Origin of the sequence: Gordonibacter sp. RACS_AR49, assembly GCF_030418435.1 — a bacterium.
Classification (GTDB): domain Bacteria; phylum Actinomycetota; class Coriobacteriia; order Coriobacteriales; family Eggerthellaceae; genus Gordonibacter; species Gordonibacter urolithinfaciens.
On record NZ_JAIUDM010000001.1, the window covers coordinates 104,639 to 130,378 of the forward strand.

At 67.0% G+C, this 25,740-nt stretch carries 18 protein-coding genes; 7 read left to right on the plus strand and 11 right to left on the minus strand.

Translation table 11 applies throughout. The features are described from left to right. Nucleotides 1-8: 8 nt before the first annotated feature. Both LB310_RS00440 and LB310_RS00445 read right to left on the minus strand, forming a co-directional pair. Nucleotides 9-635, minus strand: coding sequence for a tryptophan transporter (locus tag LB310_RS00440; RefSeq protein WP_087191108.1), 627 nt, complete (start codon nucleotides 633-635; stop codon nucleotides 9-11). Nucleotides 636-1,194: 559 nt separating this feature from the next. Further along, nucleotides 1,195-1,839, minus strand: a complete 645-nt coding sequence (locus LB310_RS00445) for a TetR family transcriptional regulator (protein WP_087191107.1) — start codon at nucleotides 1,837-1,839, stop codon at nucleotides 1,195-1,197. Nucleotides 1,840-2,052: 213 nt separating this feature from the next. Here LB310_RS00445 and LB310_RS00450 point away from each other — a divergent pair, with 213 nt between their 5' ends. Both LB310_RS00450 and LB310_RS00455 read left to right on the plus strand, forming a co-directional pair. Continuing rightward, nucleotides 2,053-4,056 carry an MDR family MFS transporter gene (locus LB310_RS00450; protein ID WP_301153990.1) on the plus strand — a complete coding sequence of 668 codons (2,004 nt, stop codon included), beginning with the start codon at nucleotides 2,053-2,055 and terminating at the stop codon, nucleotides 4,054-4,056. A 120-nt stretch (nucleotides 4,057-4,176) separates the two neighbouring features. Further along, nucleotides 4,177-5,703, plus strand: coding sequence for a hypothetical protein (locus LB310_RS00455; protein WP_301153992.1), 1,527 nt, complete (start codon nucleotides 4,177-4,179; stop codon nucleotides 5,701-5,703). An 89-nt stretch (nucleotides 5,704-5,792) separates the two neighbouring features. On the opposite strand, the gene LB310_RS00460 is transcribed toward LB310_RS00455, so the two are convergent. The 5 genes from LB310_RS00460 to LB310_RS00480 all read right to left on the minus strand — a co-directional run bounded on the left by LB310_RS00460 (nucleotide 5,793) and on the right by LB310_RS00480 (nucleotide 12,470). Further along, entirely contained in the window at nucleotides 5,793-7,535 is a 1,743-nt protein-coding gene (locus LB310_RS00460) for an ABC transporter ATP-binding protein (protein ID WP_301153994.1), read from the minus strand. Then, nucleotides 7,525-9,345, minus strand: coding sequence for an ABC transporter ATP-binding protein (locus LB310_RS00465; RefSeq protein WP_301154635.1), 1,821 nt, complete (start codon nucleotides 9,343-9,345; stop codon nucleotides 7,525-7,527). Before LB310_RS00465 ends, LB310_RS00460 begins: the two co-directional genes overlap by 11 nt. A gap of 188 nt (nucleotides 9,346-9,533) precedes the next feature. Next, the gene (locus LB310_RS00470) at nucleotides 9,534-10,157 is read right to left on the minus strand and encodes an MptD family putative ECF transporter S component (RefSeq protein WP_301153996.1); all 624 of its coding nucleotides are present in this window, start codon (nucleotides 10,155-10,157) and stop codon (nucleotides 9,534-9,536) included. A 46-nt stretch (nucleotides 10,158-10,203) separates the two neighbouring features. Next, nucleotides 10,204-11,739 carry an ABC transporter ATP-binding protein gene (locus tag LB310_RS00475; protein ID WP_301153998.1) on the minus strand — a complete coding sequence of 512 codons (1,536 nt, stop codon included), beginning with the start codon at nucleotides 11,737-11,739 and terminating at the stop codon, nucleotides 10,204-10,206. A gap of 26 nt (nucleotides 11,740-11,765) precedes the next feature. Further along, on the minus strand, nucleotides 11,766-12,470 hold the full coding sequence (locus LB310_RS00480; protein ID WP_224767901.1) for an energy-coupling factor transporter transmembrane protein EcfT: 705 nt from the start codon (nucleotides 12,468-12,470) through the stop codon (nucleotides 11,766-11,768). A 236-nt stretch (nucleotides 12,471-12,706) separates the two neighbouring features. Here LB310_RS00480 and LB310_RS00485 point away from each other — a divergent pair, with 236 nt between their 5' ends. The 3 genes from LB310_RS00485 (at nucleotide 12,707) to LB310_RS00495 (ending at nucleotide 16,121) form a co-directional block, all read left to right on the plus strand. Further along, nucleotides 12,707-13,723 (plus strand): AraC family transcriptional regulator, encoded by a 1,017-nt coding sequence (locus tag LB310_RS00485; RefSeq protein WP_162457381.1) that lies wholly within the window; start codon nucleotides 12,707-12,709, stop codon nucleotides 13,721-13,723. A gap of 82 nt (nucleotides 13,724-13,805) precedes the next feature. Then, on the plus strand, nucleotides 13,806-14,333 hold the full coding sequence (locus LB310_RS00490) for a PadR family transcriptional regulator (RefSeq protein WP_087191098.1): 528 nt from the start codon (nucleotides 13,806-13,808) through the stop codon (nucleotides 14,331-14,333). A gap of 303 nt (nucleotides 14,334-14,636) precedes the next feature. Beyond that, entirely contained in the window at nucleotides 14,637-16,121 is a 1,485-nt protein-coding gene (locus tag LB310_RS00495) for an MFS transporter (protein ID WP_087191097.1), read from the plus strand. Nucleotides 16,122-16,143: 22 nt separating this feature from the next. Here the strand turns inward: LB310_RS00495 and recN are convergent, their stop codons facing one another. From recN to LB310_RS00510, 3 genes are all read right to left on the minus strand, one after another. After that, the gene (recN, locus tag LB310_RS00500; RefSeq protein WP_301154003.1) at nucleotides 16,144-17,829 is read right to left on the minus strand and encodes a DNA repair protein RecN; all 1,686 of its coding nucleotides are present in this window, start codon (nucleotides 17,827-17,829) and stop codon (nucleotides 16,144-16,146) included. 123 nt (nucleotides 17,830-17,952) lie between these two features. Next, on the minus strand, nucleotides 17,953-18,405 hold the full coding sequence (locus LB310_RS00505) for a protease inhibitor I42 family protein (protein ID WP_301154005.1): 453 nt from the start codon (nucleotides 18,403-18,405) through the stop codon (nucleotides 17,953-17,955). A 196-nt stretch (nucleotides 18,406-18,601) separates the two neighbouring features. Next, the gene (locus LB310_RS00510) at nucleotides 18,602-20,479 is read right to left on the minus strand and encodes a leucine-rich repeat protein (RefSeq protein WP_301154007.1); all 1,878 of its coding nucleotides are present in this window, start codon (nucleotides 20,477-20,479) and stop codon (nucleotides 18,602-18,604) included. 276 nt (nucleotides 20,480-20,755) lie between these two features. Here LB310_RS00510 and LB310_RS00515 point away from each other — a divergent pair, with 276 nt between their 5' ends. Continuing rightward, the gene (locus LB310_RS00515) at nucleotides 20,756-22,357 is read left to right on the plus strand and encodes a VWA-like domain-containing protein (protein ID WP_301154008.1); all 1,602 of its coding nucleotides are present in this window, start codon (nucleotides 20,756-20,758) and stop codon (nucleotides 22,355-22,357) included. Nucleotides 22,358-22,436: 79 nt separating this feature from the next. Beyond that, nucleotides 22,437-23,948, plus strand: a complete 1,512-nt coding sequence (locus LB310_RS00520) for a MoxR family ATPase (protein WP_301154010.1) — start codon at nucleotides 22,437-22,439, stop codon at nucleotides 23,946-23,948. A 124-nt stretch (nucleotides 23,949-24,072) separates the two neighbouring features. Here LB310_RS00520 and purH read toward each other — a convergent pair whose 3' ends face one another. Then, nucleotides 24,073-25,647, minus strand: a complete 1,575-nt coding sequence (gene purH, locus LB310_RS00525; protein WP_301154012.1) for a bifunctional phosphoribosylaminoimidazolecarboxamide formyltransferase/IMP cyclohydrolase — start codon at nucleotides 25,645-25,647, stop codon at nucleotides 24,073-24,075. Nucleotides 25,648-25,740 lie beyond the last annotated feature (93 nt).

Sequence of the window (25,740 nt, forward strand, 5' to 3'; positions counted from 1 at the left end):
CGGAATCCCTAGCGCTTGAGAACCTTCTTCAGCGGCATGGCCAGAACCTGCACGAGGATGCAGTTGAAGGTGGCCGTGCCGAACACGATGGCCGCGTACGTGGCCAGCGCCACCATGACGTCGCCGCCCGTGGACACGACGTTGATGTAGACGGACAGCAGCGCGAAGGTTCCTCCGGACACCACCGTGGACACGAACGTGTTGACGAGCGGGTTGAGGTCGAGCCTGCCGCCGATGCTCATGGGCACCTTGACGAGCAAGCCGCAGGCCAGCGCGCCGAGCACCTCGGAGGGGATGTTAAGAAGCGGCGTGGCGTTGAGCAGGGGAATCTGGCAGATGAGCCCCGCCAGAAGGCCGATGACGAGCGACTGGCCCAGCTTCGGGCGCGTCAGGATGATGGCCAGGCAGTACATGGCGATGATGAAGTTCGGCTTCATGCCCATCGACGAGAGCAGCGACCCCACCGTCAGCTTGAGCACGGCACCGGCCGCCAGCAGCACGGCGATGAGGATGAGATCCTGCGTGGAGAGCCCTGCCTTCTTGGGAGCCGCCGCCACGTCGCGCTTGCGCGGCGCTGCCGCCTTGCCCGCTGCGGCCGTCTGCGTAGCAACCTCGCGCTTGATCTGCTGTTCCATGTTCCTCAATCCTTTCTTGGCGGAGTTCCCGCCGGTTCGTTGCCCCTCCCGGGGCGTTTCGTTTGCCGGCACGAGCTTCGCGGTTGAGGAACGCATCGCCTCGCCTCCAAAGGTGCGCACGGCTGCCGCCGCGCTGCGCCGCATAAAAAAACACCTGTCCTTTGAGATAAAGGACAGGTGTTGTAACCTGCGGTGCCACCTTTATTGACTCTGCGATGCAGAACCCTCTCACGAACATGCCAACACATGTTCTGCCCTTAACGCAGGCTCACGGTCCAGATACTCGGTCGGCTCGGCCCCGTGCGCGCCATGCCTTCCTTTCCCCTTTCCCTCGGCGAACCATTTACCATCCAGCTTACTGCGGGAATCCCAGCTGCGCCCGCTCTCTGTGAGTGCTCATGATGGCTTGACTTTCGCCTCATCGGTTTCAGCTATTAAGTTGTGGCGCATACTTTAGCACAACGCTTCGGGATGCTGTCAAGAGAAAATGCACGTTTTTTCAACGCAGACCGCAGTATCGCGGACCGTTGAGCCGTTGGCTGCGAGCCGGGAGCGCGCCCTAGCCCGCCGTGTCGTCCCCCGCAGAAAGGTACGTCGCTATCAGCCGGCGCGTCTCGGAGGATGTGGGCGCCGCCTCGCCGCAGACATGCAGCATCGAGCGCGTGCGCGCCAGGCCGATGGCCGTGGAGGACGCCACGAGCGCCTCCTCCTCCACCGACCCGCCCGCCAACATGCGGCGCTCGGGACGCTCGCACAGATAGGAGCGCAAGGCGGCGGCGATGGAGCGCTGCACGGCCAGAAGATCGCGCTGGCCATGGAAGAACAGCTGGGGCATGGAACGCAGCGCCTCGCGTCGCAGGCTCTCTATCTCGTCGTCCACGCCCGCGGACACGGTGGTGCTCACCACCCCCACGAGCACATCGAGGTAGCACGCCTCGTCATGCTCCGCCAGTATCTCGAGCAGGCGCTCGTCGTCGGGGAACGCGTCCATGCGTCCCATGATGACCGAGGCCTTCGAGGGGAAGTAGTTGAAGAACGTTTTCTTGGATATCTCGGCCCGCGCGCAGATGTCCTCCACCGTCACGCCGTCGTAGCCGCGCTCGATGACCAGCTCCAGCGCCGCGCGCTCCACCGCAAGCCGCGCCTTGAGCTTCTTGCGGTACCGCAGCCCCTCCGGCGATGCGTTCTCCCGACCGTGTTCCACGATGCGCGCAACCTCCCGTTGACGATGATGTGCCGTTTTCATGCAGGGTACCACAAGTTTCGACCGCGCCGCTTTTCATCTACCGAATGAATATTTATACTGGGTGTAAATTACCTCAGCCGCACATGAAGGCGTTCTCGAGGACGGGCGAAAGCCCGCTCGAGGGCGCCTTTGTTCGCGGCAGCACGTCTCTTAGCGGAAGGAATCAGGCATATGGGTTTGTCGCGCAAGCAGATCATCATGTTGGCCGTGCTCGTGTTCGGCACGTTCGTCACCGTCTTGAACCAAACGGTGGTGGCGCCCGCGCTGCCGTCGGTCATGGCCGAGATGAGCGTCGACGCTTCCACGGCGCAGTGGCTGACCACGGGATTCACCCTGGTCAACGCCATCATGATTCCCATCACGGCGTTCTTGACGGACCGCTTCACCACCAAGCGGCTCTTCCTCGTGTCCATGGCCATCTTCACTGCGGGCAGCGCGCTGGCCGGCTGGGGGCCGAGCTTCGCCGTGCTGCTGCTCGGCCGCCTCGTGCAGGCCGCAGGCGCCGGCATCCTCATGCCGCTCGTGATGACCGTGCTCATGTGGACGTTCCCCGTGGACAAGCGCGGCACGGCCATGGGCCTGTTCGGCATCGTCATCGCGTTCGGCCCGGCCATCGGCCCCACGGTCGCCGGCGTGATCATCGACCGCTACACCTGGCATGACATGTTCTATATCATCACCGTGCTGTCGGCCGTCGTCGTGCTCATCGGCGCGTTCGTGCTGGAGAAGGGCGGCGAGACGAACAAAGACGTCAGCCTCGACGTGCCGTCCGTCGTCCTGTCGTCGTTCGGCTTCGGCGGCCTCCTGTACGGCCTGTCCACCATCGGCTCGTACGGCCTGCGCGCCGACGCCATCGCGGGCACGCTCGTGGGCGTGGTGGCGCTCGTGTTCTTCTTCCGCCGCCAGCTGAAGATGGAGCATCCCATGCTGCAGGTGCGCGTGCTGGCCAACCGCAAGTTCCTCATCGCCACCATCATCGGCATGCTCGTGCAGGGCGCCCTGCTTGCCGCCGGCATCCTCGTGCCCATCTACCTGCAGTCGCTCATGGGCTACTCGGCCACCGTGTCGGGCCTCGTGCTGCTGCCCGGCGCCATCATCATGGGCGCCATGGGCCCCATCGCCGGCCGCCTGTTCGACAAGCACGGCCCGCGCGTGCTGGCGCTCGTAGGCATGGGCGTGCTGACGCTCACCACGTTCTGCTTCGCGTTCCTGGGAACCGAAACGGGCCTGATCACGCTGACCGTGCTGTACACGGTGCGCCTGTTCTCGCTGTCGCTGGTGAACATGCCCATCACCACCTGGGGCATGAACGCGCTCGACAACGAGCTGGTGAACCACGGCACCTCGGTGAACAACACGTTCCGCCAGGTGGCGGGCTCGCTGGGAACGGCCATCATCGTTTCGGCGTCCACCATCGCCACGAACGCGAGCGCGCGGGTGATGACTCCCACGCAGGCCAGCATCTTCGGCATCGACGTGGCGTTCGCCCTGGCAGGCGTGCTGTGCCTCATCGGCTTCGTCATGGTGGTGGCTCTCGTGAAGAACAAGCCGGGCGAGACTGCCGAGCTCGACAAGGACAATGCACGGCGCACGGTGCTCGAGTCCATCATGAAGCGCGACGTGTTCACCCTGCCGTCGAACGCCACCGTGGCCGAGGCCATGAAGCTGCTGGTGGACAAGCACATCTCCGCGGCGCCGCTCGTGAACGCCGAGGGCAAGGCCGTGGGCTTCGTGTCCGACGGCGACATCATGCGCTACCTGTCGAAGCGCTCCACCATGATGATGGACCCCGTGGTCATGATCATGCAGACCGTGGACACCGACGGCGGCAACAAGGACTTCGCCCGCAAGCTCGACGAGCTCATGGGCATGCAGGCGCTGAGCATCGGCGCGAAGGGCATCATAGGCGTGGACGTGCACGCCGACCTTCCCGAGGTGTGCCGCGTGCTGGGCGAGAACCATCTGAAGAAGGTGCCGGTTCTCGACGACGGCCAGGTGGTGGGCGTGATCAACCGATCCGACATCACCCACTACTCCATGGAGCAGTACCTGGCCGAGCGCGGCGACGAGGCGCTGGCCGCCGGTAGCGGGGAGGGCCAGGGGCCGACCAAGCTCGAGCGCGCCGAAGAAGCCGCAGCCCTGCCGGACGACGAGGCCGTGGCGTCGTCCATCTAGCGGGCGGCGCACGGCGATCGCGCCGATTTCGCAGCGAAAGCGGCCGGGTTCGATCCGGAAATCGATGGGCCCCTTCCCCATGCTAGCATTCGAGGGTCAACGCTCTCGAAGGGGGTCCCCATGAGGAAACGCCTGCTCGCCCTAGCCCTGCTGACGACGCTCGCCTGCGCGCTCGCTCCGAGCGTCACGTTCGCCGACGAAAGAGGCGCAACGCCCACTCCCGTCACGATCGAGGTCGGCGACGACGGCGCGCCGGTGAGCACGTCAGGCGATGGCTGGACGTACGACGACGGCGAGCTCGTGCTCGAAGCGGGATACGCGTTCGCGTTCACAGGCCACGCGTTCGACGTTTCAGGCGAGAACCGCATCTGGAACAGCGGTATCATAGTAGACGGCATCTTCGTCAACGGATCCAAGGGAAACGGTTCCACCGTGCACAACGAAGCGGGCGGCGTCATCCAGGGCGGCACGTTCAATATGCCCGTCAACAACTACGGCACCATCGAAGGCGGCACGTTCCACGAATCCGCGCACAACCACGGGAAGATTGCCGGCGGCACGTTCGACGACTACGTGACCAACAGCGAAGGCGCGGTGGTTTCGAGCGGCGTGTTCGAAGACGGCGGCAACAACAACAGCGTGGACAACTCCGGGACGATCGGCGGCGGCACGTTCAACGTTCCCGTCCAAACGAGCGGGACCATCGAGGGCGAAGGCGTGTTCAACGCTTACGTGCAGAACGGCAACGCGCGATTCGACTCCGACAAGAACAAGTCCTGCACCATTTCGGGCGGCACGTTCAACTTGGAGATAAGCAACTTCGGAACCATCGCAGGCGGAACGTTCAACGGCGAGATCATGAGCAGCGGCGTCATCGCGGGCGGCACGTTCTCCCGCAGCGGCTCCGTTGCAAGCAACGACGAAGATACCACCGACGGCGGCGGCACCATATCTGGCGGCACGTTCGACGGTCCTGTGATCAGCGGCGACTCCGATCCCGACTGGAATGCGGCCGCCATCGCCGGCGGCACGTTCGCAGGCGCCGTGACGAACTACGACGCCATCGCCGGCGGCACGTTCCTTGGCGACGTGACCAATCGGGGCGTCGTCGAGGGCGGCTTCTTCGCACGTCCCATCATCATCGGCGAAGGGGGGACGGTGAGCTCGTGCACCTTCCCGGTGAACGCGAGCCTGGCCGGGCTCTCCCTTGCGGGAACCGGTGCCGAGCAGCCGGTCGCAACGTACGAGAAGGATGGCGAGGAGAGCAACTGCCTCACGCTCACGGCCGACACCGGCTATACGCTGCCCAGCTCGGTGAGCGTGCGCCTGGGAAGCGCAGACGGCCGAGAGCTGGTCAGCGGCACGGATTACACCTACAACGATGCCACCGGCGTCGTTGCCGTCAAGAAGGGCGCAGTCGCCGGTCCGCTGTTCCTCGCTGCGAGCGGCGTTCCCGCAATCGCACCTGCACCTGAACCGACGCCCCCGACGCCCGGCTCCCAGCCTTCTTCATCGAGCGCCAAGCTTCTCGCCGCAACAGGCGACAGCGTGCAGCCGACCGTCGTCGCCGGCATCGTGCTCTTGGCTGCCGGGACGCCCGCAGCAAGCGCAATAGCCTGTCGAAAGCGCCGCGCATCTCGACGGTGAACGCTGCGCGGCGGCTCTTCGGCCACCGCGCAGACTCCTTCTGCATGAAAGCGCTCGAGTACCACGCACAGTAGGGTGCATATCGCCGCTTACGACGCCAGCGACCACCCGGCGGTTTCGGTTTGCAGCTCCACCATACGGCGGTACAAACCGCCTTCGCGTGCCATGAGCTCTTCCGGCGAGCCTTCCTCCGCCACACGGCCCTCCTTCAGCACCACGACCTTGTCGGCGTTCGCCACGGTACGCATGCGGTGTGCGATCACGAGCACGGTCTTGCCCGCCAGAAGCCGCGAGAGCGCCGTCTGCACCTGCGTCTCGTTCTCAACGTCCAGCGAGGCCGTGGCCTCATCCAGCAGCACGATGGGCGCGTCCTTCAAGATGGCGCGGGCGATGGAGATGCGCTGGCGCTCGCCGCCCGAAAGACGGCTTCCGTTCTCGCCGATGGGCGTGTCGTAGCCCTGCGGCATGCGCAGCACGAACTCATCGCAGTTCGCGGCGCGGGCGGCGGCGAGAACCTCCTCGTCGGAAGCGCCGGCCCGGCCGAGCCGGATGTTGCCCATCACCGTATCGTCGAACAACACCACATCCTGGAACACCTCGGCGTAGTCTGCCAAGAGCGCCTCCGGCTCCACGCCCGCCACGTCCACGCCTCCCACGCGCACCTGTCCCGCATCGGCATCCCAGAAGCGAGCAGCCAGCTTGGCCACGGTGGACTTGCCTCCGCCGCTGGGGCCCACCAATGCCGTCACTTCGCCTTCACGGGCAGTGAACGTCACGTCGCTCAGCACGCGCTCGCCCTCGCCGTAGGAGAACGACACGCCTTCGAAGGCCAAATCGTGACCCGCCGGCTTGAACTCGATCGCACCTGCCTGCACAGGCTCGTCCTCAATAGCCTGCAGCCGAGCGATGTTCAGGCGCAAGTCCAGCAACTCGATGATGGTCTGCAGGATGACGTTCACCGGATCGTACACGCGCGTAACCGCCAGCAGGAAGCAGAAGAACACCATGAAGTCCACCTGCCCGTCCGCAATGAGCAGCGCACCTGCCAGCACCGTGGTGCCAATGCCGAGCCGTAAAAGCGCCTGGGCCGACGACGCGCTCACGCCAGCAGTCAGCTCCGCCCTGATCTTCGCATGCTCGAAGGCGTCTACCCTCTCTCCCACGCGCCCGAGAAACGCCGGGACCTGGTTCGTGGCGCGGATCTCGCGAGCGCATTCCAGGTACTCCTGGATGCCGTCGGCAAGCTCGAGGTTCGCCTCGTTGCGGGCGCGTCCTGCCGCTTGCTGAAGACGCGTGGTGGACAGCAGCACCGCCACTGCCACCGGGATAGGCCACAGCGCCGCCAGCGCCAGACGCCAGTCGAATGCGAGCAGGCAAACGGCCACCACCGCCGTCGAAATGGCTGCACCGAACAGCTGCGGCATGACATGGGAGAACATGCGCTCGTGATCGGCGCAGTCCTTCATGACCGCGCTCGTGAGATCCGACAGATCGCGCTGCCCGAAGAACGACAGCGGTAGCTGCCGCAGTTTCTCGGCCAGCCCGATGCGCTTGCGAGCGCTTTCGTTGTACACCACGTTGTAGGTGCTGTCGTACTCGAGATTCTGCGTGAGCAGCATGATGGCGAGCACCGCAACGATGGCCAGGAGATACGCTCCGAGCTCCGGCAACGGTTGCGACGGGTCGATCAAGTGGGACACGAACGCGCCCGTAACCGTGAACAGCACGCCGATGGGCGCCATGAGCACGACGTTGGCCAACGCTGCGGCCCCCACGCCGCGCTTGAAATCGCGCGCGCCCTGTTCGGTCAGTGCGAACTTATCACGCAGCATGGGTGCCGCTCCCTTCAATCCTCCACGTTACCGACGTGCGGTAATCGTTCCACATCTTCGCATACAGGCCGCCGGCCGCAACCAGCTCGTCGTGCCGGCCGCGCTCGACCACCCGGCCTCCGTCCAACACGCATATGACGTCGGCGCCCGTGACGGTGGATAGCCGGTGCGCGATCATGAGCACCGTCTTGCCCTCGCAGAGCCTCGCCAATGCGCGCTGGATGAGCGCCTCGTTCTCCGGGTCAGCGAACGCCGTGGCCTCGTCGAGCACCACGATGGGCGCGTCCTTCAGGATGGCGCGGGCGAGCGCGATACGCTGGCACTCGCCGCCCGAGAGGTACACGCCCTTCGCGCCTACCTGCGTGTCCAAACCGTCGGGGAACTTCGCCATGATGTCGTCGCACTGCGCGGCGTGGGCCGCGGCCTCCACCTGTGCGCGCGTGGCGCCCGGACGCGCGGCGCGGATGTTCTCCAAAAGCGACGTCTTGAACAGGCGGTCGTTTTGGAATACGAAGGCCACCTGCGCCATGAGCTCGGAGGCGGGGATGTCGCGCACGTCCACCCCGCCCACGCTCACGCTGCCCGAATCCACATCCCAGAAGCGGGGCACGAGGCTGGCGGCCGTCGTCTTGCCTCCACCTGAGGGTCCCACGAGCGCTACCGTGGAGCCGGCGGGCACTTCCAAGCTCATGTCCACCAGCGCGTCTCCCAAAGCGCCAGGGTACGCGAAACCCACATGCTCGAAGGAGATCGAGCCATCGTGCGGATGCCCGGCCTGCGCCGCCGATGGCTCCGCCAGCGGCTTTGTCGCGAGTATCTCGTCGATGCGGCGCACGGAGTCCTGCGCCATCATGACGGCCTCGCTCGCGTACATCACCTTCGTCATCATGGTGGTAGTGATGGCCGAGAACACCGCATAGAACAGGAAGTCCGTCAGAAACGCTGCGAAATCGCCCGCGGCATGTGCCAGGAGGATGCCCGCGGGCACGAGCACGGCGAACGTGCCGTTGATGGCAACGAGCTGAACGACCTGAGGGCGCTGGCACGACTTCGAGTACTGGCAGGCCATGTCGCGGTAGCTCATGATAGCCTCGGAGAACGCGCGGAACGAATGCACCGTCTGCTGGAACACCTTCACCACGGGGATGCCGCGCACGTATTCCACGGCCGCCTTGTTCATGCGGTTGAGCGCGTCTTGGTAGAGCATCATGAACGGCATGCCACCTTTTTTCGTCCGACGCCCCATCATCCACCACATCATGAGCGCCGAGATGGCAATGGGAACGAGGCACACAAGCCCCATGATCCAGTCGAACGCGAACATGACCGCCACGAATGCCACCGGGGTGACGAGCGACCCCACGAAGTCGGGCAGCTTGTGCGCAAGCATGTCCTCGGTCTGACCGGCGCAGCCGTCCACCACGCGCCGCAGATGTCCCGAGGCGTGGGAGTCGAAGTAGCCGAGCGGCACGCGGCCCAAGTGGCCGAGCGCCTGCTTGCGCATGTTCGCCGCCGTGCGGAACGCCGCCAGGTGGGTGCACATGAGCGCCGCGAAGTACACCAACAGGCCCGTTGCCGAGAACGTGAACGCAAGCCAGCCCCAAAAGGCAAGCCCCTCCGCAGCGCTCCAGTTGGGAGCCACGGCCACGAGGTCGCGCAGCACGAACCACACGCACACCAGGGGCATGACCGCGAAGACGCCATTTACGCCCGCAAGGACACACCCCAGGACCGCGAGCTTCTTGCGCGAGCCCGCGAACCCGAGCAGTCGTCCGACGGCCTCTTTGGGGCCAGGCGGCGCTACGGGCATCGCCCTGTCAGCCGCCGGCGCGCGCCCGCTCCCCGCCCCCGCGGCGGGGGCGCCCGCCGGCGGAGTCGTCCCACCGGAGCTGGCGGTTCCATGCAGCACGCCAGCTGCCGTTGCTGTCTCTGCCATGATGCTTCCTTCCTTTCCTCGAACGCAGCCTGCCGAGGCCGCGTCGGCTCACCTCGATGCGACTAGGCGCCCATCCGCGCGAAATGCTTCTTGAACACGCGCTCCCCCAAAAGACCGCCGACGATGGGACCCGCCACGGCTGCTGCAAGCGCCACCAGGGCGAGCGGGCCGTACATGAAGTCCACGAGCTGCTGGCCGTACTCGGCCGTCATTCCCGATGCCACAACCATGTCCACGTACGCCTGGCCCGTGAGGTAGATAAGCGAGACATGCCCGGCCCAGAAGCACACGACGAAGGAGACGAACGCCGCCACACGGCGAAAGGCGGTGCGCTTGCCCGGCGCGCCCAACACGAGCTCGGCCACCACACCGCCGAGGGCGATGCCCAGAGGGCCTGTCCAGAACATGCCCATAACCAAGCCGAGAAGCGCCACCAGCAGGCACATGAGCGCCACCGCACCGCGTTTTGGAACACGGGCCAGCACATACGTCCACACGATGCCAGCCGGAACAGCGCCCACCCCATGGGTGAACCACGACGTGGTGGCACTGAGGGAGCACACTATCGAGAAGGCCATGAACACCGCGAACAGAAGCACGCCGAATACGGCGAGCACCACATAGTCGCGACCGGTAAGCCGGGTGCCGCGGGTGAGCGTGCGCTTTTTCGTTGCTGTCGATTCCATACAAGAACTCCTTTCATCGGAAGTAATGCCGAAGCACGCGAGCTCATCACCCGTCGAAACCGAGCATGCGGCGCACGGCGGGCAGGTTCGCTCGCTCAAGCGGCTCTTGGACGCTCACACGGCCATCCGCCACCACGGCCACCTCGTCACATGCGGCGACGATGAACTCGTAGTCGTGCGTGATCACCGTCACGCACGTGCCGCCGTCGCGCACGCGCTCAAGCTCTCTGGCGACGGCCTGCATGTTGGCGAAATCGAGTCCGCTCGTGGGCTCGTCTAGCACCAGAACGCGAGCCCCTTGCAGCACGCCGGCCGCAATGGTCAGTCGCTGGCGCTCGCCGCCCGAGAGCGACAGCGGATGCCGCTCGGCCAGATGCGCCAGGCCGAAACGGTCGAGCGCCTCGCTGGCCGCCATCCGCGCCGCCCTGCCGCGGCCGAGGCGGCGGGCCGCGGCCGCTTCCAGCTCGCATGCGGCCGTATGGGCGAACAACTGGTAGCCCGGTTCCTGCATCACCAGGAACGCCCGGCCGGCTCGTCTGCGATACGGAACCGATCGGCCCCCGAACGCCACCTGTCCCGCGCGCTCGCGATGCAACCCGGCCAAGCAGCGCGCAAGCGTCGACTTCCCCGCGCCGTTGCCTCCCACCAAAGCCGCGATACGCCGGGGCGCGAACACGCCGGCGGCCCCGCGTAGCACATCACCGCCGCGACGATAGCCCGCACGAAGGTCGCTGAACGAGAGCGCTGCAGCGGAGGCGGCGCCCGGAGCGAGCATGGGAGCGGAGGGATCCTGCCTGGCCGTCGGCACGTCTTCGGCGCGGGCATCCTCGATGCGCCAGGCCCGCAGGCCCATCTGGTGAAGCTCGCACACGGACAGGCGCTCGAATTCCGCAGCCACCCAGTCGTGGGCGATGCGCCCGTTCTCCATATGCACCACCCGGTCGGCTATCCCCCGCAGCCACCACAGCCGGTGCTCCGAGACGATCACCGTACGCCCTAGCTCTTTCAGACGCCGAACGAGGTGCGCAAGGGTGCGCATGGACGCCACATCGAGTGCGGCCGTGGGCTCGTCAAGGGCGAACACCTCCGGACCCAGCGCATGCACCGACGCAAGGGCCACCATCTGGCGCTGTCCTCCCGAAAGCTTCCGGATGTCACGGTCGAGCAGATGAGAGATGCCCAGGTCGGCTGCGGCGTCGTGAACGCGGAGGTGAATCTCATCGTGCGGCAGGCCCGCGTTCTCGCACCCGAAGGCGATCTCGGAGGTGGTGTCCAGGTTGAAGAACTGGCTGCGCGGATTCTGGAACACGGAGCCCACGCACAGCGAGAGCCCCTCGATGCCCAAGTCGGCCGCATCCTGCCCCAGCACGCGCACCGCACCGGAAAGCTCCCCGTCGTAGGCTTGGGGCGCCAGCCCGTTCACGAGGCGCATGAGCGTGGTCTTCCCGCAGCCGGAACAACCCGTCACCGCCACGCACTGCCCTCGCGCAACAGACAGGTTCACACCCTTCAACACCGGCTCGAACAGGTTTCCTTCCGCATCGGCATAGGAGAACGCCACTCCATGGAATTCCACGGCCATGCCATCGCGCAGCCTCTGCGACGCCGTCATGCCAGCACCCCCGCGCCCAGCGCCGCAGACACGCCCGCAATCGCGGCGAAGTACGCAAGCAGCAGCGCATCAGCCGCACCGATATGCAGCTCGTAGTAGCTCGTGCGCCGATTCGGCGCGTCGATGCCGCGCACGGCCGCCGCATTCGCCAGCTCATCGGCCACGATACCCACACGTCCCACCACTGGCACCAGCAGGTTCTCGACCACCTGCACGGGATGCCGCAAAACACGTGCCGGCGAGAGCGCGATACCGCGCACCTTCATGGCGTCAAGTACCGCACCGAACTCCTGGCCGAGCGTGGGAGCGAAGCGCAACATCACGCACAGCGCCGCCGACACCCGCTTCGGCAGGCCAAGGCACTGCAGGCTGTAGGCGAGCTCCCCGGTACGCGTGGTGCCCACCATGTTCGCAGCCATCATGAAGGCGCACAGCATGCGGCGCAGCATCGCCAACGAGGCGCCCACGGCCATGAGCACCACGCCCGAGTGCGCGCACAGCCAGCAGAGGACGAACAGCGCCGCCCAGGCCGCAGCCCAACGCAGGGCCGAGGAGGGCCGCCCGCACCAGATGCCGACGAGCACGCACCCGCCCATCGCCGCCAACTCAACTGCCACCGATGCGGAGGCGAACGTGGACAGGCCGATCAACAGGATGCAGACCAACGAGACACGGGGATCGATGCGGTGCGCGGGCGGCACTGCCGCAGCCCTGCCGCAGGCCCTCTCCGACGCTTTCGCGGCGCAGGCATCCCCGCCATCCGCATGCAACGACCTCGTCGCGCCCGCAGCTTTCAAAGTAGCGGCGCAGGCGAATGACGGTGCTGCGTTTGCGCCATGGGCAGACTGTTCCCCCAAGGCCCTGTTTGTAGTAGTATTGTTATCCATGGTTAACTATGCTAGCGTCCTTCGGGGGAGCGGAGAGGAGGAATGCGCCAATGCGCAATCCCGCCGAAAACTTCAAGAATCGCGCCGAAACGGACCGCGGGGCCGGCAGGGCCATCGACACGCTGTTCGAGCCGCAGGTACGGCAGCTTGGCGGCGTGCCGGCCGACGCGGCCGAACACGGGCGTCAAGGGCTCCTGTGGCTGATCGATCCCGCGATCGGCATGGGCTCCTTCTGGTACTTCCCCATCGGCGATCGCCTAGCGGTGGGCGCGTTCGACTTTACGCTTCGCGAGGAGGGCGGATTCTTCTGCGACGCGGCCGATTGCTTCTACTTCGGCTCCTACAACCAGGGGATGCTCCCCTACTTGGGTATCGACGCGACACTGCCCGACCGCACCGTGGTGGGGCACGCCTGGAAGCATGCCCCCTATCATCAGCGGGTGCAGGGCGGGGCGAGGTTGGGAGAGACGTTCGTCATGCTCTTGCCCGAGGCGCTGCGCGACGTCAGCCTGCGGCTGCACTGCGACCCCGTGGTGCTGAGCTCGGCTATCACCGCGCTCGACGGCACGTCCTGCCCCGCCAGGCTGCCCTCCCTGCTCGACGACATGCGACAAGCCCGACCGAGCGCCGTCGTGGCGGAGGCGTTCTACGAGAGCAAAGTAGTGGAAGCGTGCGCGCTCATCGTGGATTGGCGGCTTGCATGCGGCCGTGCGCCCATCGCGCTCTCGGCAGACGACGTCGCCGCAGTGGCGGTTGCCCAGCACCTCATCCAGCAAGATCTCGCGCGCCCCGCTACCACCGAGGAGCTCTGCCGCGCGACTTGCATGGGAACGAGCAAGCTCATCGAGTTGTTCAGGCTATCCTGCGGCATGACGCCACAGGAGTACGCGCGCGATGTGCGCATGCATCACGCTTGCGAGCTGCTCGAGACCACCGACCTGTCTCTGGCCGAAATAGCCGCACGCGTGGGTTATTCCCGTCAGGGCAGCTTCTCCGAAGCGTTTCGTGCCCGGTGCGGCCTCCCGCCCCGAGAGTGGCGTGCGAGCGCTCGCGCCCTCCGTCGGTGAGATTCCTGCAGTCTCCCCTTGCGCTTTATACTATCAGTGATAGTATATTCCTTGCCAACGAAAACCGAAGGGAACCAGAAAAATGGCCAGCCATTCGATCGAGATCATGATCCTGGGCGCGCTCATCGAACAGCCGATGAGCGCGTACGAGATGGACAAGACGCTGGAAGAGCGCAACGTCCGCCGCTGGATACGCATCAGCTCGCCGTCGGTGTACCGCAACGTCATCCGCCTGTGCGACGAAGGCTACGCCGACGGCACCGTGGTCAAGGAGGGCGAGATGCCCGAGAAGACGGTGTACACCATCACGGACAAAGGACGCGAGCGCTTCGCCGAGCTCATGGACGAGGCCGCCGCGCTGCCCGCGCGCGTGGACTTCGGCTTCCTGCCCGTCTTGGCGAACATCAGCCTCGTGGACCAGAAGACCGGCCGCGCCCTCATCGACGAGCTGATCGAGACGCACCGAAGCACGGCCGAGCGCGTGGATGGGCTCATACCCGCATACGAGCGCCTCGAGGCGCGGGCGACGATGGAGCTGTGCGCCGACACGTACCGCCTGGTGGCGAAACACCTCGAGCAGTTCGAGAAGGGTCTGTACGGCGATGCTTGACGCGCAAAACACGAACGGATGTTTCACGTGAAACATCGCACCGCCGAATGCTCCCTCCCTTGCGTTGAAATCTGAGCAGTGATCTTGCTTTTGTACCTGCGAAGAGACTTATGGACCGGCAAGGCTTTCCACAGGCGCAACAGGGAGGGCTTAGAGGGCAATGGATTCGACTGGCCGTTGGCGACAGGCCAATGCGCCAAAAAAACGGCATTCTGATGCACTAACTAATTGAGGAACCGGGTTGACCGGTTTCTTTTTCGGCACTAACTATCATTGATAGTAATATTGTAGATAGGAGATATCATGGACGTGCAAAACTTGAGAGAACAGGCGCTCGACGCGGGAACGCGCACTTCGGCCGCAGCCGCGCGCAACAGGGCGCTCGAGGGCGCGGCGGCCGGTGCAGCGCGGCGCAACGGGCGGGCGCAGGCGGAGAGCAAGCCCTTCCCTACCGCCGCCGTGCTGGGAGGACTGGCATTGAGCCTGTTTATGGCCGCGCTCGACGCTACCATCGTGAGCACCGCCATGCCGAAGATCGCCGCGGGCCTGGGCAGCTTCGACCACTACACCTGGCCGTTCACCTCGTACCTGCTCACCTGCACGCTGGCGACGCTCTTGTGCGGCGCATGCGCGACGCGCTTCGGCCACAAGCGGGTGTTCGCCTGCGGCATCAGCGTGTTCGCCGTCGCATCGGCCGGTTGCGCGCTGTCGAACAGCCTCGACGCGCTCACGGCATGGCGCGCCGTGCAGGGCGTAGGAGGCGGGCTCGTGGAGGCCGGCGTGTTCATCGCCATGGCCGAGCTGTTCGAGCCGCGCGTGCGCGGAAAGTACATGGGCATCCTCTCGTCCATGTACGGCTTGGCCTCCATCACGGGGCCGCTGGCCGGCGGGCTGATCGCCGACACGGTTGGCTGGCACTGGATATTCCTCGCCAACCTGCCATTGAGCATCGTGGCGCTCGTGCTGGCAGTGCGGTTCCTTCCCGGGAAGCAAGCCCATGCAGAGCGGTCGTTCGACCTGCCCGGCGCCGTGTGCTCAGCCACTGCCATCGTGCCGCTCACGCTTGCGTTCAGCCTGACCGGCAGCGCCTTCTCGTGGTTCTCCGGGCCGTTCTTCGGGCTTCTCGCGACGGCCGTCGTCATGATCGCGGTGCTCGTGCTGGTCGAACGACGCCGCGATCACGCCATCGTGCCGGTTCGGCTCTTCCGCCGCGCGCAAGTGAACGGGGCGGTGGCGATGGGGTTCTGCTCGCAGTTCGCCCTGCTAATCGGCGTGATGTTCGTGCCGCGGTTCGTGCAGGAAGGGTTGGGGCTCTCGTCGTCCGCCTCGGCGCTGGCTACCATCCCCATGACGCTGGCGCTCGTGGTGGGCAGCACGTTGGCGGGGCGGGTGTTCGGCAGGAACGGGAGAATGCGCGCTATCAGCCGTATCGGGTTCCTCGTGCTGGGCATCGGAGCGCTGCTGCTGTGCCTCGTGGGCCCTGCAACCGGCATGGTGCAGCTTGCGTGCTCGTCGGCGGTGCTGGGATTCGGCATCGGCGTGAACATGCCCATGACCAACATCGCCGCCCAAACCGCCGTGGAGCAGCGCGACATGGGCAAGGTCACCTCCCTCGCGCTGTTCTTCCGCGGGCTGGGCGGCACCGTGGGATCGGCGGCATGCGGCGCGGTTGCCGGCGCGTCGTTCGCAAGCGCGGCACTGCCCGTGTTCGCGCTTTGCATCGGCGCGGGCATCGCCGGGCTCGTGCTGTCGGGCACGCTTCCGCGGCTCATCGAGCGTCGCTGGTAGAGGGCGAGGCGACGAGCACGCGTCAGTCGGCGGCCCGCTCGAGCAGCTCGCGCGCGTGGGCGAGCGACGTCTCGGTGGCGTCGCCCGACAGCATGCGCGCGATCTCGGCGGGTCGCTCGGCGCTGTCCAGCTGGCGCAGATCGGTCTCGGGCATGGCGCCCTCGTCCCCCGCCGCCTTCTGCACCACGTAGTGAGCCTGGCCGCGGACGGCCACCTGCGCGAGGTGCGTGACGACGATCACCTGGTGCGTGCGCGCAAGGTCGGCGAGCACGTCGGCCAAGGCCACGGCGGTCGAGCCGCCCACGCCCGCGTCCACCTCATCGAACACGAGCGTGTCCACTTCGTCCGCCTCGCCGAGCACCACCTTCACCGCCAGCATGACGCGGCTGACCTCGCCGCCCGACGCGATGCGCGCGAGCGGGCGCGCCTGCATCCCGGCACCCGGGCGGAACAGGAACTCCACCGCCTGCGGCCCCACCTTCGTCCACTGGCCGCGCTCGAGCGGCGCGAGGTCGCACACGAGCTGCGCGCCGCCCATTTCCAGGCGGTCCATCTGAGCACACACGGCCTCGGCGAACCGCGGCGCGGCCTCGGCGCGCGCTTCGGTCAGCACGGCCGCCGCCTGCGCGAGCGCCTCTTCGGCCCGATCGAGCTCCTGCTGCGCCGCGCATTCGCGCTCGGCGGCGTCGTCCACGAGCGACACAAGGTCGGCCGCCTCGGCGCGACGCGCGAGCACGTCCTCCATGCGCGGACCGTACATGCGCAGAAGCCCTTGCAGCGAAGCCATGCGCTCCTGCTGCTGGGCGAGCGCCTCCGGATCGAACTCCACGCCCTCGCGGTAGTCGCGCGTCTCGCGCGCCATGTCCTCCAGCACGTAGCCCGCCTCGCGCAGCGCGTCGGCGAACTCGCCGAGCTTCGCGTCGTAGCGAGCCGCACCGTCGAGCGCCGAGATGGCGCTGCCCAGCGCGTCGATGGCCCCTTGCTCGCCCGCAAGCGCCTCGTGCGCCGTATTCGCGGACACGACCAGCGTCTCGGCGTGCTCGACACGCGCGAGCTCCTCGAGCAGCTCGTCGTACTCGCCTTCGCGCGGATCCACCGCGTCGATGCGCTGCAGCACGAAGCGCGCCTCGTCGAGCTTGGCCGAGGAGGCCTCGCCCGCCTCGCGCACGCGCGCCAGCTCGGCCGCAGCCTCGTTCGCCGTCGCGAACGCTTCCTCATACGCAGCGTGCGCCTGCGCCACCGCTTCGCCTGCCCACGCGTCGAGCATGCGCACGTGTTGGGACGTCTTCATGAGCTGCTGGTGCTCGTGCTGGCCGCACAGGTCGATGGTGGGGGCCACGGCGCGCGCGAGCTCGCCGACGCTGGCCATGCGGCCGTCGATGGACACGCGCGAGCGGCCGTCCGACGTCACGCGACGGGTGACCACGAGCTCCCGGAGGTCGTCGAAGTCGCCCGCAGCCAGGGCAGCGTCGGATTCGGAGCCATCGGCGGAGGCGATGCCGTAGAATCTTCCCGAAACGGTGAGGGAATCTTCGCCGTCGCGGACGGCATCCTTGTCGGCACGCGCGCCCATGAGCAGCTTCAACGCCGAGAGCAGCGCCGTCTTGCCGGCGCCCGTCTCGCCCGTGAGCACGGTCAGCCCGCGCGCCGGCACGAGCGTCGCCTCGCGGATCAACGCGAGGTTCTCAACCTGGATCTCATCGATCATCGCGCACCCCTCACACCTCGATCGTTCCTAGAACTATCAAGTATAGCAGCGGTTGCACGCCATCTCGAAACAACCACGCTTCCCTGCACCGCGCATCCGCCGCAAGGAAGCGTGCCGGGAGACTTACTGCACGGAGGCTTCCGCGAACGTGCCGTCCTTCACCTCGGTTTTGACAACCACCGTCTTGTCGGCGTCGGAGGCTTCCCAGGAGCGCGCGTACTTCAACGTGATGGTCGCTTCGCCCGAGCCCTCGGCCTGGTAGGTGAACGTGTGCACGCCGCCGGCGCCCGCCTTGCCGTCCGAGCTCGTTTCGGCCTTGTACTCGTCGCCGACGGCCTTGACGGCTTCGCCCTCGATCGAGCTGGCCCACTCGTAGCCGGTGGTGGCATTCGCATCGAGCGCCACGGTCATCGTGTCGCCCGTACATGAGAGCATGCCGCCCTCGAACGAGACGTCGATCTCCTTGCCGCCCGCCTGCGAATCCGCGGCAGGCGCCGTACAACCCGCGACGGCCGCAGCCAAGGCAACCATGCACACTCCGACCAGGACAACCTTGAAGAACCTCTTCATCTTCATCGCACCTCCCCGCTTTCCGCCGACCGAATGTGGCACGTGCCGCACTTCCAACGCCCTGCTACCGCATCCGGGCCGCTTTGCCAATCGAGCTGTCAACACATAGTAGACCATCGTGGATAAAGTTGCTAAGCCGGCGCTTACGCCATCGCGGCGCTTTTGCCGAATCCAAAGGCATGCCTTCCATACCGCACCAATTTCACAACGCGAACCGCTCCTTCGCGCTCGTCGGCTTGGACTGGGCGCGGTGCTGCTCCATGAGGTAGAGCACGCAGTCGGTTCGGTTGCAGGCGCGCAGCAGCTCGATCTGCCGGTCGAACGTGCGCTCGTCGACGAAGCCGTCCCGCACAAGCGCCTCCACCATCGCCCGATCGCCCTCCTGCGCCACGCGCTGTTGAGCCTCATGCTCGTGATCGCGCAGATACGCCACGAGCGCCGTGCGCGTCGCGTCCTCCAAGCGGTACGGCACGGTCAGCCGATGCAGCACCGCGCCCAGCTTGTCCGGCAGGTTCTTCCCCGAGCGCAGCAGCTCGTCGTAGCGCCCGTAGTCGAACGGCACGCCGTCCTCCGCGTCCGTCAGAAAGCACGTGAGCAGCTGATCGGCCGATACGTGCACGATCGTTCCCGTGCGCTCGAGACGGCACACCGCGTACTCGAAGCTGCCTTCTCCGATGGAGCGCACGCTGGCCGGGATAGACACGGGCCCTTCGAGGATGCGCGAGCAGAAGCAGTGGGGCCCGATAGCCTCGAGCCCCTCGGGAAGCACGAGCCGCTTCGCGTTGCGACATGCGTTGTCGCACTCGACGACGCGCACGGTATCGGCCACCACGAGCGATGCGGGAGCGTAGGGCAGCGCGCGCACGCCCACGCGGACGAGCGGGCGGCCTTGCACCGAGCGCGGCAGCACGAGCGCGTCCTCCGGCGCGGCGGAATGCGCGGCCACGTGCGCCACCTGCCCCGGCGACGGCGCCTGTTCCACCGCGCTCTGCCCGCGCAGCGTCGCCGCGCGCACGGCGGCGGCCGCTGCGAACCGCTTGGACACCGAGGTGGGCGCGGGCGGCCCGGCCACCAGCACCGCGCCCGCGTCGTCGAAGTCGTACCAGCATCCGTCAAGCTCCACCGCTCGCGGACCCGCCATCCGTACGCCGCGAGCGGCGAGCGGGCGATGTGCCAGCGCTTCGGACGGGCACAGCCACACGGCATCGTCCCAGCCCTTCGCATCCACGCGCGCAAGCGTCGGCGGGCACGACACTACCGAAGGAGGTTCGCACCCGGCGGCGAACGCGGCCGCGCCGATGCGCTCGACACCTGCGGGAAGCTCGATGCGCTCGTCGTACGGCGAGGCTAAAAACAACAGCGTCGACCCGCCGTCGGCGAACAGGTTGCCGTCCCGCGCGCAGAACCGCCCGTTGCGCACGTCGACGGAATACTCGCGACGTTTGAGGCGCGGCGAGACGCCGGCGAGGTCGCACGGCTGCTCGCCCAGGACGCGCACGCCCGCCCCCACGTGGATATGCTGCACCGACAGCGCCAGAAACGCGTTCGCGCCGACGATCTGCACCGTGTCGGGCATCGCGAGCAAGCGCACGCCCACGCCCTGCACGAGTCGGCGCGTGAACGCCTCGGCCGTTACGCGCACCACCGGCACGCCGTCCACGAACGCGGGCAAGCTGACCACCAGGCCGTCGTCGCTTCCCGCCGCCGCGGCGAGTCGGCGCAGGTCGAATCCCACGAGCGCGTACCCGTCGGCATCCTGGCGCACGCGCAGCGCCCCGCGCAGGTCGTCGCCCATGCGCTCGCGCGCAGGGGCCGTCGGGCCCGCGCTCGGAAAGGGCGCTGCGCCGTCCTTTCCGATGCGCTCCTCCGCGCCTCCCCGCTCCGCCGCATGCGCGAGCAGCTTCTCGCGCTCCTCGTCCGACAACCCCATGCCCAGCGCGCCCACCACCAGCAGGTCGCCGTCCGCGCCCTGCCGGCCCTGGCCCCCGGCACCCGCCTCGCCCCGCGACGCCCACGCCCGGTACGGCGGCAGCTGCGGGGACCACACCTCGCCCTCTGCAGCCTGCGCGGCGCGGACCACGTCGACATCCTGTGCGCAAAGGTTGGGCGGATTTTTGCGCACATGCTCAATGAGTTCGTTCAATTCGGTTGACGTATCGTGAAATACCAGCATATTCCCTGTCATAGAATTGTGCGACCTCCCAAATGTACCTTTTTAGTAGCAGTTTACCACCCGCTTCCCCCATGCTACACTGCCCGTGGTGGCGATGGCAAGCGTCAAGCCGACGCGCGCCGCGCGCACAGGCAACGAGCATGCCGCCCGCCGCCGCACGAAACGCCCGTCGAAGGAGGCCCCATGGCGTCCGATGCTGCCGAGCCGCTTGCCCGCCAAGCCCTCGACCTCGCGAAAAACGCACTGCTCGTGAACCTGCGCTTCATGAACGCCGCGTTCGCGCGCCTGCATCCCTTCCCCGTCGCGGGCTCCACGCTCGCCACCGACGGCGCGCGCCTCCGCTACGATTCCGCCGCGCTCGCACGCCTTTACGCTGCCGAGCCGGCCGAGCTCACCCGCGTCTACCTTCACATCGTGCTGCACAACGTGTTCCTCCACCTCTATCCCGGGCCGCATGTCGACGCGGCGCGCTGGGACGCGGCCTGCGACATCGTCGCGGAGCGCACCATCGCCGAGCTCGACCTGCCCGCCACCCGCACCGTGCGCGCCGCGCGGCAGCAGGCCGCACTCGCCCGTATCGACGCGGCATTGCCGTTGGCCACCGCCGAGACGGTGTACCGCTACTTGCAGGACGAGGGCCTGGACGCCTCCGAGCTGGCCGAGCTGCGCGCCCCCTTCTACGTGGACGACCACGATCCTTGGTACCGCCTGATGGCCGCCGAGGGCGAGGGCGACGCCACCGAGGAGAGCCGGCGCGCCGAGGAGCAGGAGGACGGCTCGTCCACGGCGCCCGCGTCCGGGCCCGCCGAGAACGGCACCGACGCCGAGCTGCCGCCGGACGCCGCCAGCGCCAAGCGCAGCCACGCATCGCACCGCGGCATGGACCCGGACGACATAACGCAGAAGGAAGCGCCCGAGAACGCCAAGCCCTCCGTGGGCGAGCGGTTCGCCGACACCGTGAACCTCGACCGCTCGCGCGAACAATGGAAGAACGCCGCGCTCGAGATGGGCGTGCAGCTGGACGCCTACGCCAAGCTCTGGGGCGTCAAAGGCGCGAACCTCGCCATGAACCTGCGCGCCGTCACGCGCGAGAAGCAGGACTACCGCGAATTCCTGCGCAAGTTCGCCCGCTGCGCTGAGCAGATCCGCGTGAACGACGACGAGTTCGACTACGTCTACTACTGCTACGGCTTGGAGCGCTACGGAAACCTGCCGCTCATCGAGCCGCTCGAGTACGTGGAGGAGAAGCGCATCCGCGACTTCGTCATCGCCATCGACACCTCGGCTTCGACGAAGGACGGGCTCGTGCGCCGCTTCATCGAGAAGACGTACGCCATCCTCGAGCAGGAAACGAGCTTCTTCGCCGACATGAACGTGCTCATCGTGCAGTGCGACGCCGCCGTCACGGACGTGGCACGCATCGCGAACCTGCGCGATCTGGACGACTACCTGGACGATCTCGAGATCAAGGGGCTGGGAGGCACCGACTTCCGCCCCGTGTTCGCCTACGTCGACGACGCCGTGGAACGCGGCGACCTCACGAACCTGGGCGGCCTCATCTACTTCACCGACGGCCAGGGCACCTACCCGGCCCGCAAGCCCGACTACGATACCGCGTTCGTCTTCGTCGACGACGCATCCGCCGCCGCCAGCCCGCACGTTCCCGCGTGGGCTATGAAAGTGGAGCTCGACGAAACCGTCATATTGGGAGAAAACCAGCAATGGAGGAAACAGGGTTTCCGTGGCGAGTCGTCTAGCCACGAAGCGCCGAGGAGCTTGAGCTAAGCGACCTTGTGGTCGTGTGCGAAAGCGACGAGGCGCTGAGCGGCTAGACGGCCGCCACGGGAAGCCGTCAGGAGGAATCATGGACATCCGTCAGGCAAAGCAGCAGATCAAAAACGCGATGGTCGCCTACTTCTCGAAAGACGAGTTCGGCAACTACCGCCTCCCCACCGAGCGGCAGCGCCCCGTGTTCCTGCTGGGCGCGCCCGGCATCGGCAAGACGGCCATCATGGAGCAGATCGCGCAGGATCTCGACGTGGGGTTCGTGTCGTACTCGATGACGCACCACACGCGCCAAAGCGCGCTCGGCCTGCCCTTCATCGCGAAGAAGACCTACGACGGCGTGGAGTACGACGTGTCCGAGTACACGATGAGCGAGATCATCGCCGCCGTGTACGATTCCATGGAGGCCACCGGCAAGCGCGAGGGCATCCTGTTCCTCGACGAGATCAACTGCGTGTCGGAAACGCTGACGCCCGCGATGCTGCAGTTCTTGCAGTACAAGATCTTCGGACGCCATCGCGTGCCGGACGGCTGGATCGTGGTGACGGCCGGCAACCCGCCCGAGTACAACCGCACGGCGCACGATTTCGACATCGCCACATGGGACCGCCTCAAGCGCATCGACGTGGAGCCCGACTTCGCCGCCTGGCGCGACTTCGCCGTGGAGACGGGCGTGCACCCCGCCGTGCTCACCTACCTCGACATCGAACGCGACCACTTCTACCGCGTGGAGACCACCGTGGACGGCAAGTCATTCGTCACCGCGCGCGGCTGGGACGACCTGTCGGCCATGATGAAGCTGTACGAGGAACGGGGCATCCCCGTCGACGAGCTGCTGATCGGCCAATACGTGCAGAACGCCGAGATCGCGAAGCGCTTCAGCGTGTACTACGACCTATTCACGAAGTACCGCGCCGACTACCAGATCGACCGCATCCTGGCCGGCGAGGCCGAGCCGGGCGTGCTCGACCGCGCCCGCGAGGCCGCCTTCGACGAGCGCGTCTCGCTCATGGGCCTCATCACCGACGCCCTCGGCAGCCGCCTGCGCGACGCCGTGCTGGAGGAACGCGCCGTGGAGTTCATGCACGGCAGGCTTGCCGCGCTGCGCGATGCGCTCGAAGGCGACGACGCGAACGCGCTGCCCCTGCTGCGCGAGGAAGCCGCCTCGCTGCAAGCGCGGCTGACCACCGAGCGCAAGGCGGGGCTGCTGTCGGACGAGAAGTACGTGGCGTACGAGCGCACGCTCGCGCTGGTCGACCGCGCGCTGCGCTGCGACGCGGCGGGCGGCGGCGTGCCGTTCTCGCGCGTCAAGGAGCTGTTCGCCGAGCAGGTCGACGCGCTCGACGCGCGCATCGCAGACACCTCGAGCGCGCTCGACAGCGCTTTCCGGTTCGTCGAGGACGCGTTCGGCGGCGGCCAGGAGATGCTGCTGCTCGTCACCGACCTGTCCGTCAACCGCTATGGCATGTCCTTCATCAACGACCACGGCTGCGAGCGCTACTTCGCCCACAACGAGGACCTGCTGTTCTACGAGCGCGGCTCCGACCTGATCGATCGCATCAACCGTTTGGACTTGACGGAAGACGAGTAGCACCCGGCGGCCGGCCGCCATCGCGCGACGAGGCGCCTTCCCTCACCCATCGAAAAGGGACGTCCTTGCGGGCGTCCCTTCGTTTTCGAGCGTTTCAACGGCCGGGAGGCCGCATGAAAAGGCGCTAGTGCCGGAAGTGGCGATGCCCGGTGAACACAAGGGCGATGCCGTGCTCGTCGGCGGCGGCGATCACTTCCTCGTCGCGGATGGAGCCGCCCGGCTCGATGACGGCGGTCACGCCGGCCTCGGCCAGCGCGTCCAGGCCGTCGCGGAACGGGAAGAACGCGTCGGAAGCCGCCACGGCGCCCTGCGCGGCGTCGCCCGCCTGCTCCACGGCGATGCGCGCGGAGTTCACGCGGTTCGGCTGGCCGCCGCCCACGCCGATGGTGGCGTGGTCCTTCGTGATGGCGATGGCGTTGGACTTGACGGACTTGCACACCTTCCACGCGAACAAGAGCTCGGCGAGCTCGTCCTCGGTAGGCTGGCGCTTCGTGGGCACCGTGAACGTCGCGGGATCCTCCGCCACGGCATCGGAGTCCTGGCAGAGTAGGCCGCCCTCCACGGCACGGTACTCCACTTCCCCGCCGGCCGGGTTCACGCCGCCCGTGGACAGCAGGCGCGCGTTCTTCTTGGCGCTGTACATGTCCAGCGCGTCGCCCGCGAACTCGGGCGCGATGATGGCCTCCACGAACTGCTTGTTGTCGAAGATGGCCACCACGATGTCGCTCGTCACGGGGCGGTTGAACGCCATGACGCCGCCGTAGGCGCTCACCGGGTCGCACGCGTGCGCGCGCTGGTAGGCGGCCACGAGGTCGTCGTCCTGGCACACGCCGCAGGGCGTGAGGTGCTTCACGATGACGCAGGCCGGCCCGTCGAACTCGCGCACGGCCGTCCAGGCGGCGTCGAGGTCGAGGTAGTTGTTGTACGACAGCTCCTTGCCCTGGTGCTGCTTGGCATGCGCGAGCGAGTGCTCGGCGTTCGCGTAGCCGTCGCGGCGGTAGAACGCGGCCGCCTGATGCGGGTTCTCGCCGTAGCGCAGGTCCTGCACCTTCTGCAGGCGCAGGCAGCGTTCGGCCGGGAACTTCGCGTCGCCCTCGCCCTCCAGCTGCCCGCCCATCCACGCGGCGATGGCGCCGTCGTAGGCCGCCGTGGTCTGGAACACGTCGAGCGCGAGCTTGGCGCGCGTGTCGCGCGTCGTGGCGCCGCCGTTGGCGCGCATCTCGGCCAGGATGGCGTCGTAGCTCTCGGGGCGCGTGACCACGGCCACGCTCTCGAAGTTCTTCGCGGCGGAGCGCAGCATGGACGGGCCGCCGATGTCGATGTTCTCGATGCAGGTGCCGAAGTCGGCCCCGCCGGCCACCGTCTTATCGAAGGCGTAGAGGTTCACCACCACCATGTCGATCATCTCGATGCCGTGCTCGGCCGCCTGGGCCATGTGGGCCTCGTTGTCGCGCTTGGCCAGCAGGCCGCCGTGCACGCGCGGGTGCAGCGTCTTCACGCGGCCGTCCATCATCTCGGGGAACTGCGTCACGTCGTCGATGGGCGTGACCGGCACGCCGGCGTCCTTGAGGGCGCGGGCCGTGCCGCCGGTGGAGATGATCTCCGCCCCGAACTCGTCCACGAGCGCGCGGGCGAAGTCCGCGACGCCCGTCTTGTCCGTCACGGACACGAGCACGCGCTTGATCTTAGGATCGCTCATATGGTCTTACATCCTTTCTGTTGGGTGGCGCCGCCTCTCCGCAGGTCCGGCGGCAACGATACGGCAACAATGATAGCAGCCGAACGGCGCCCT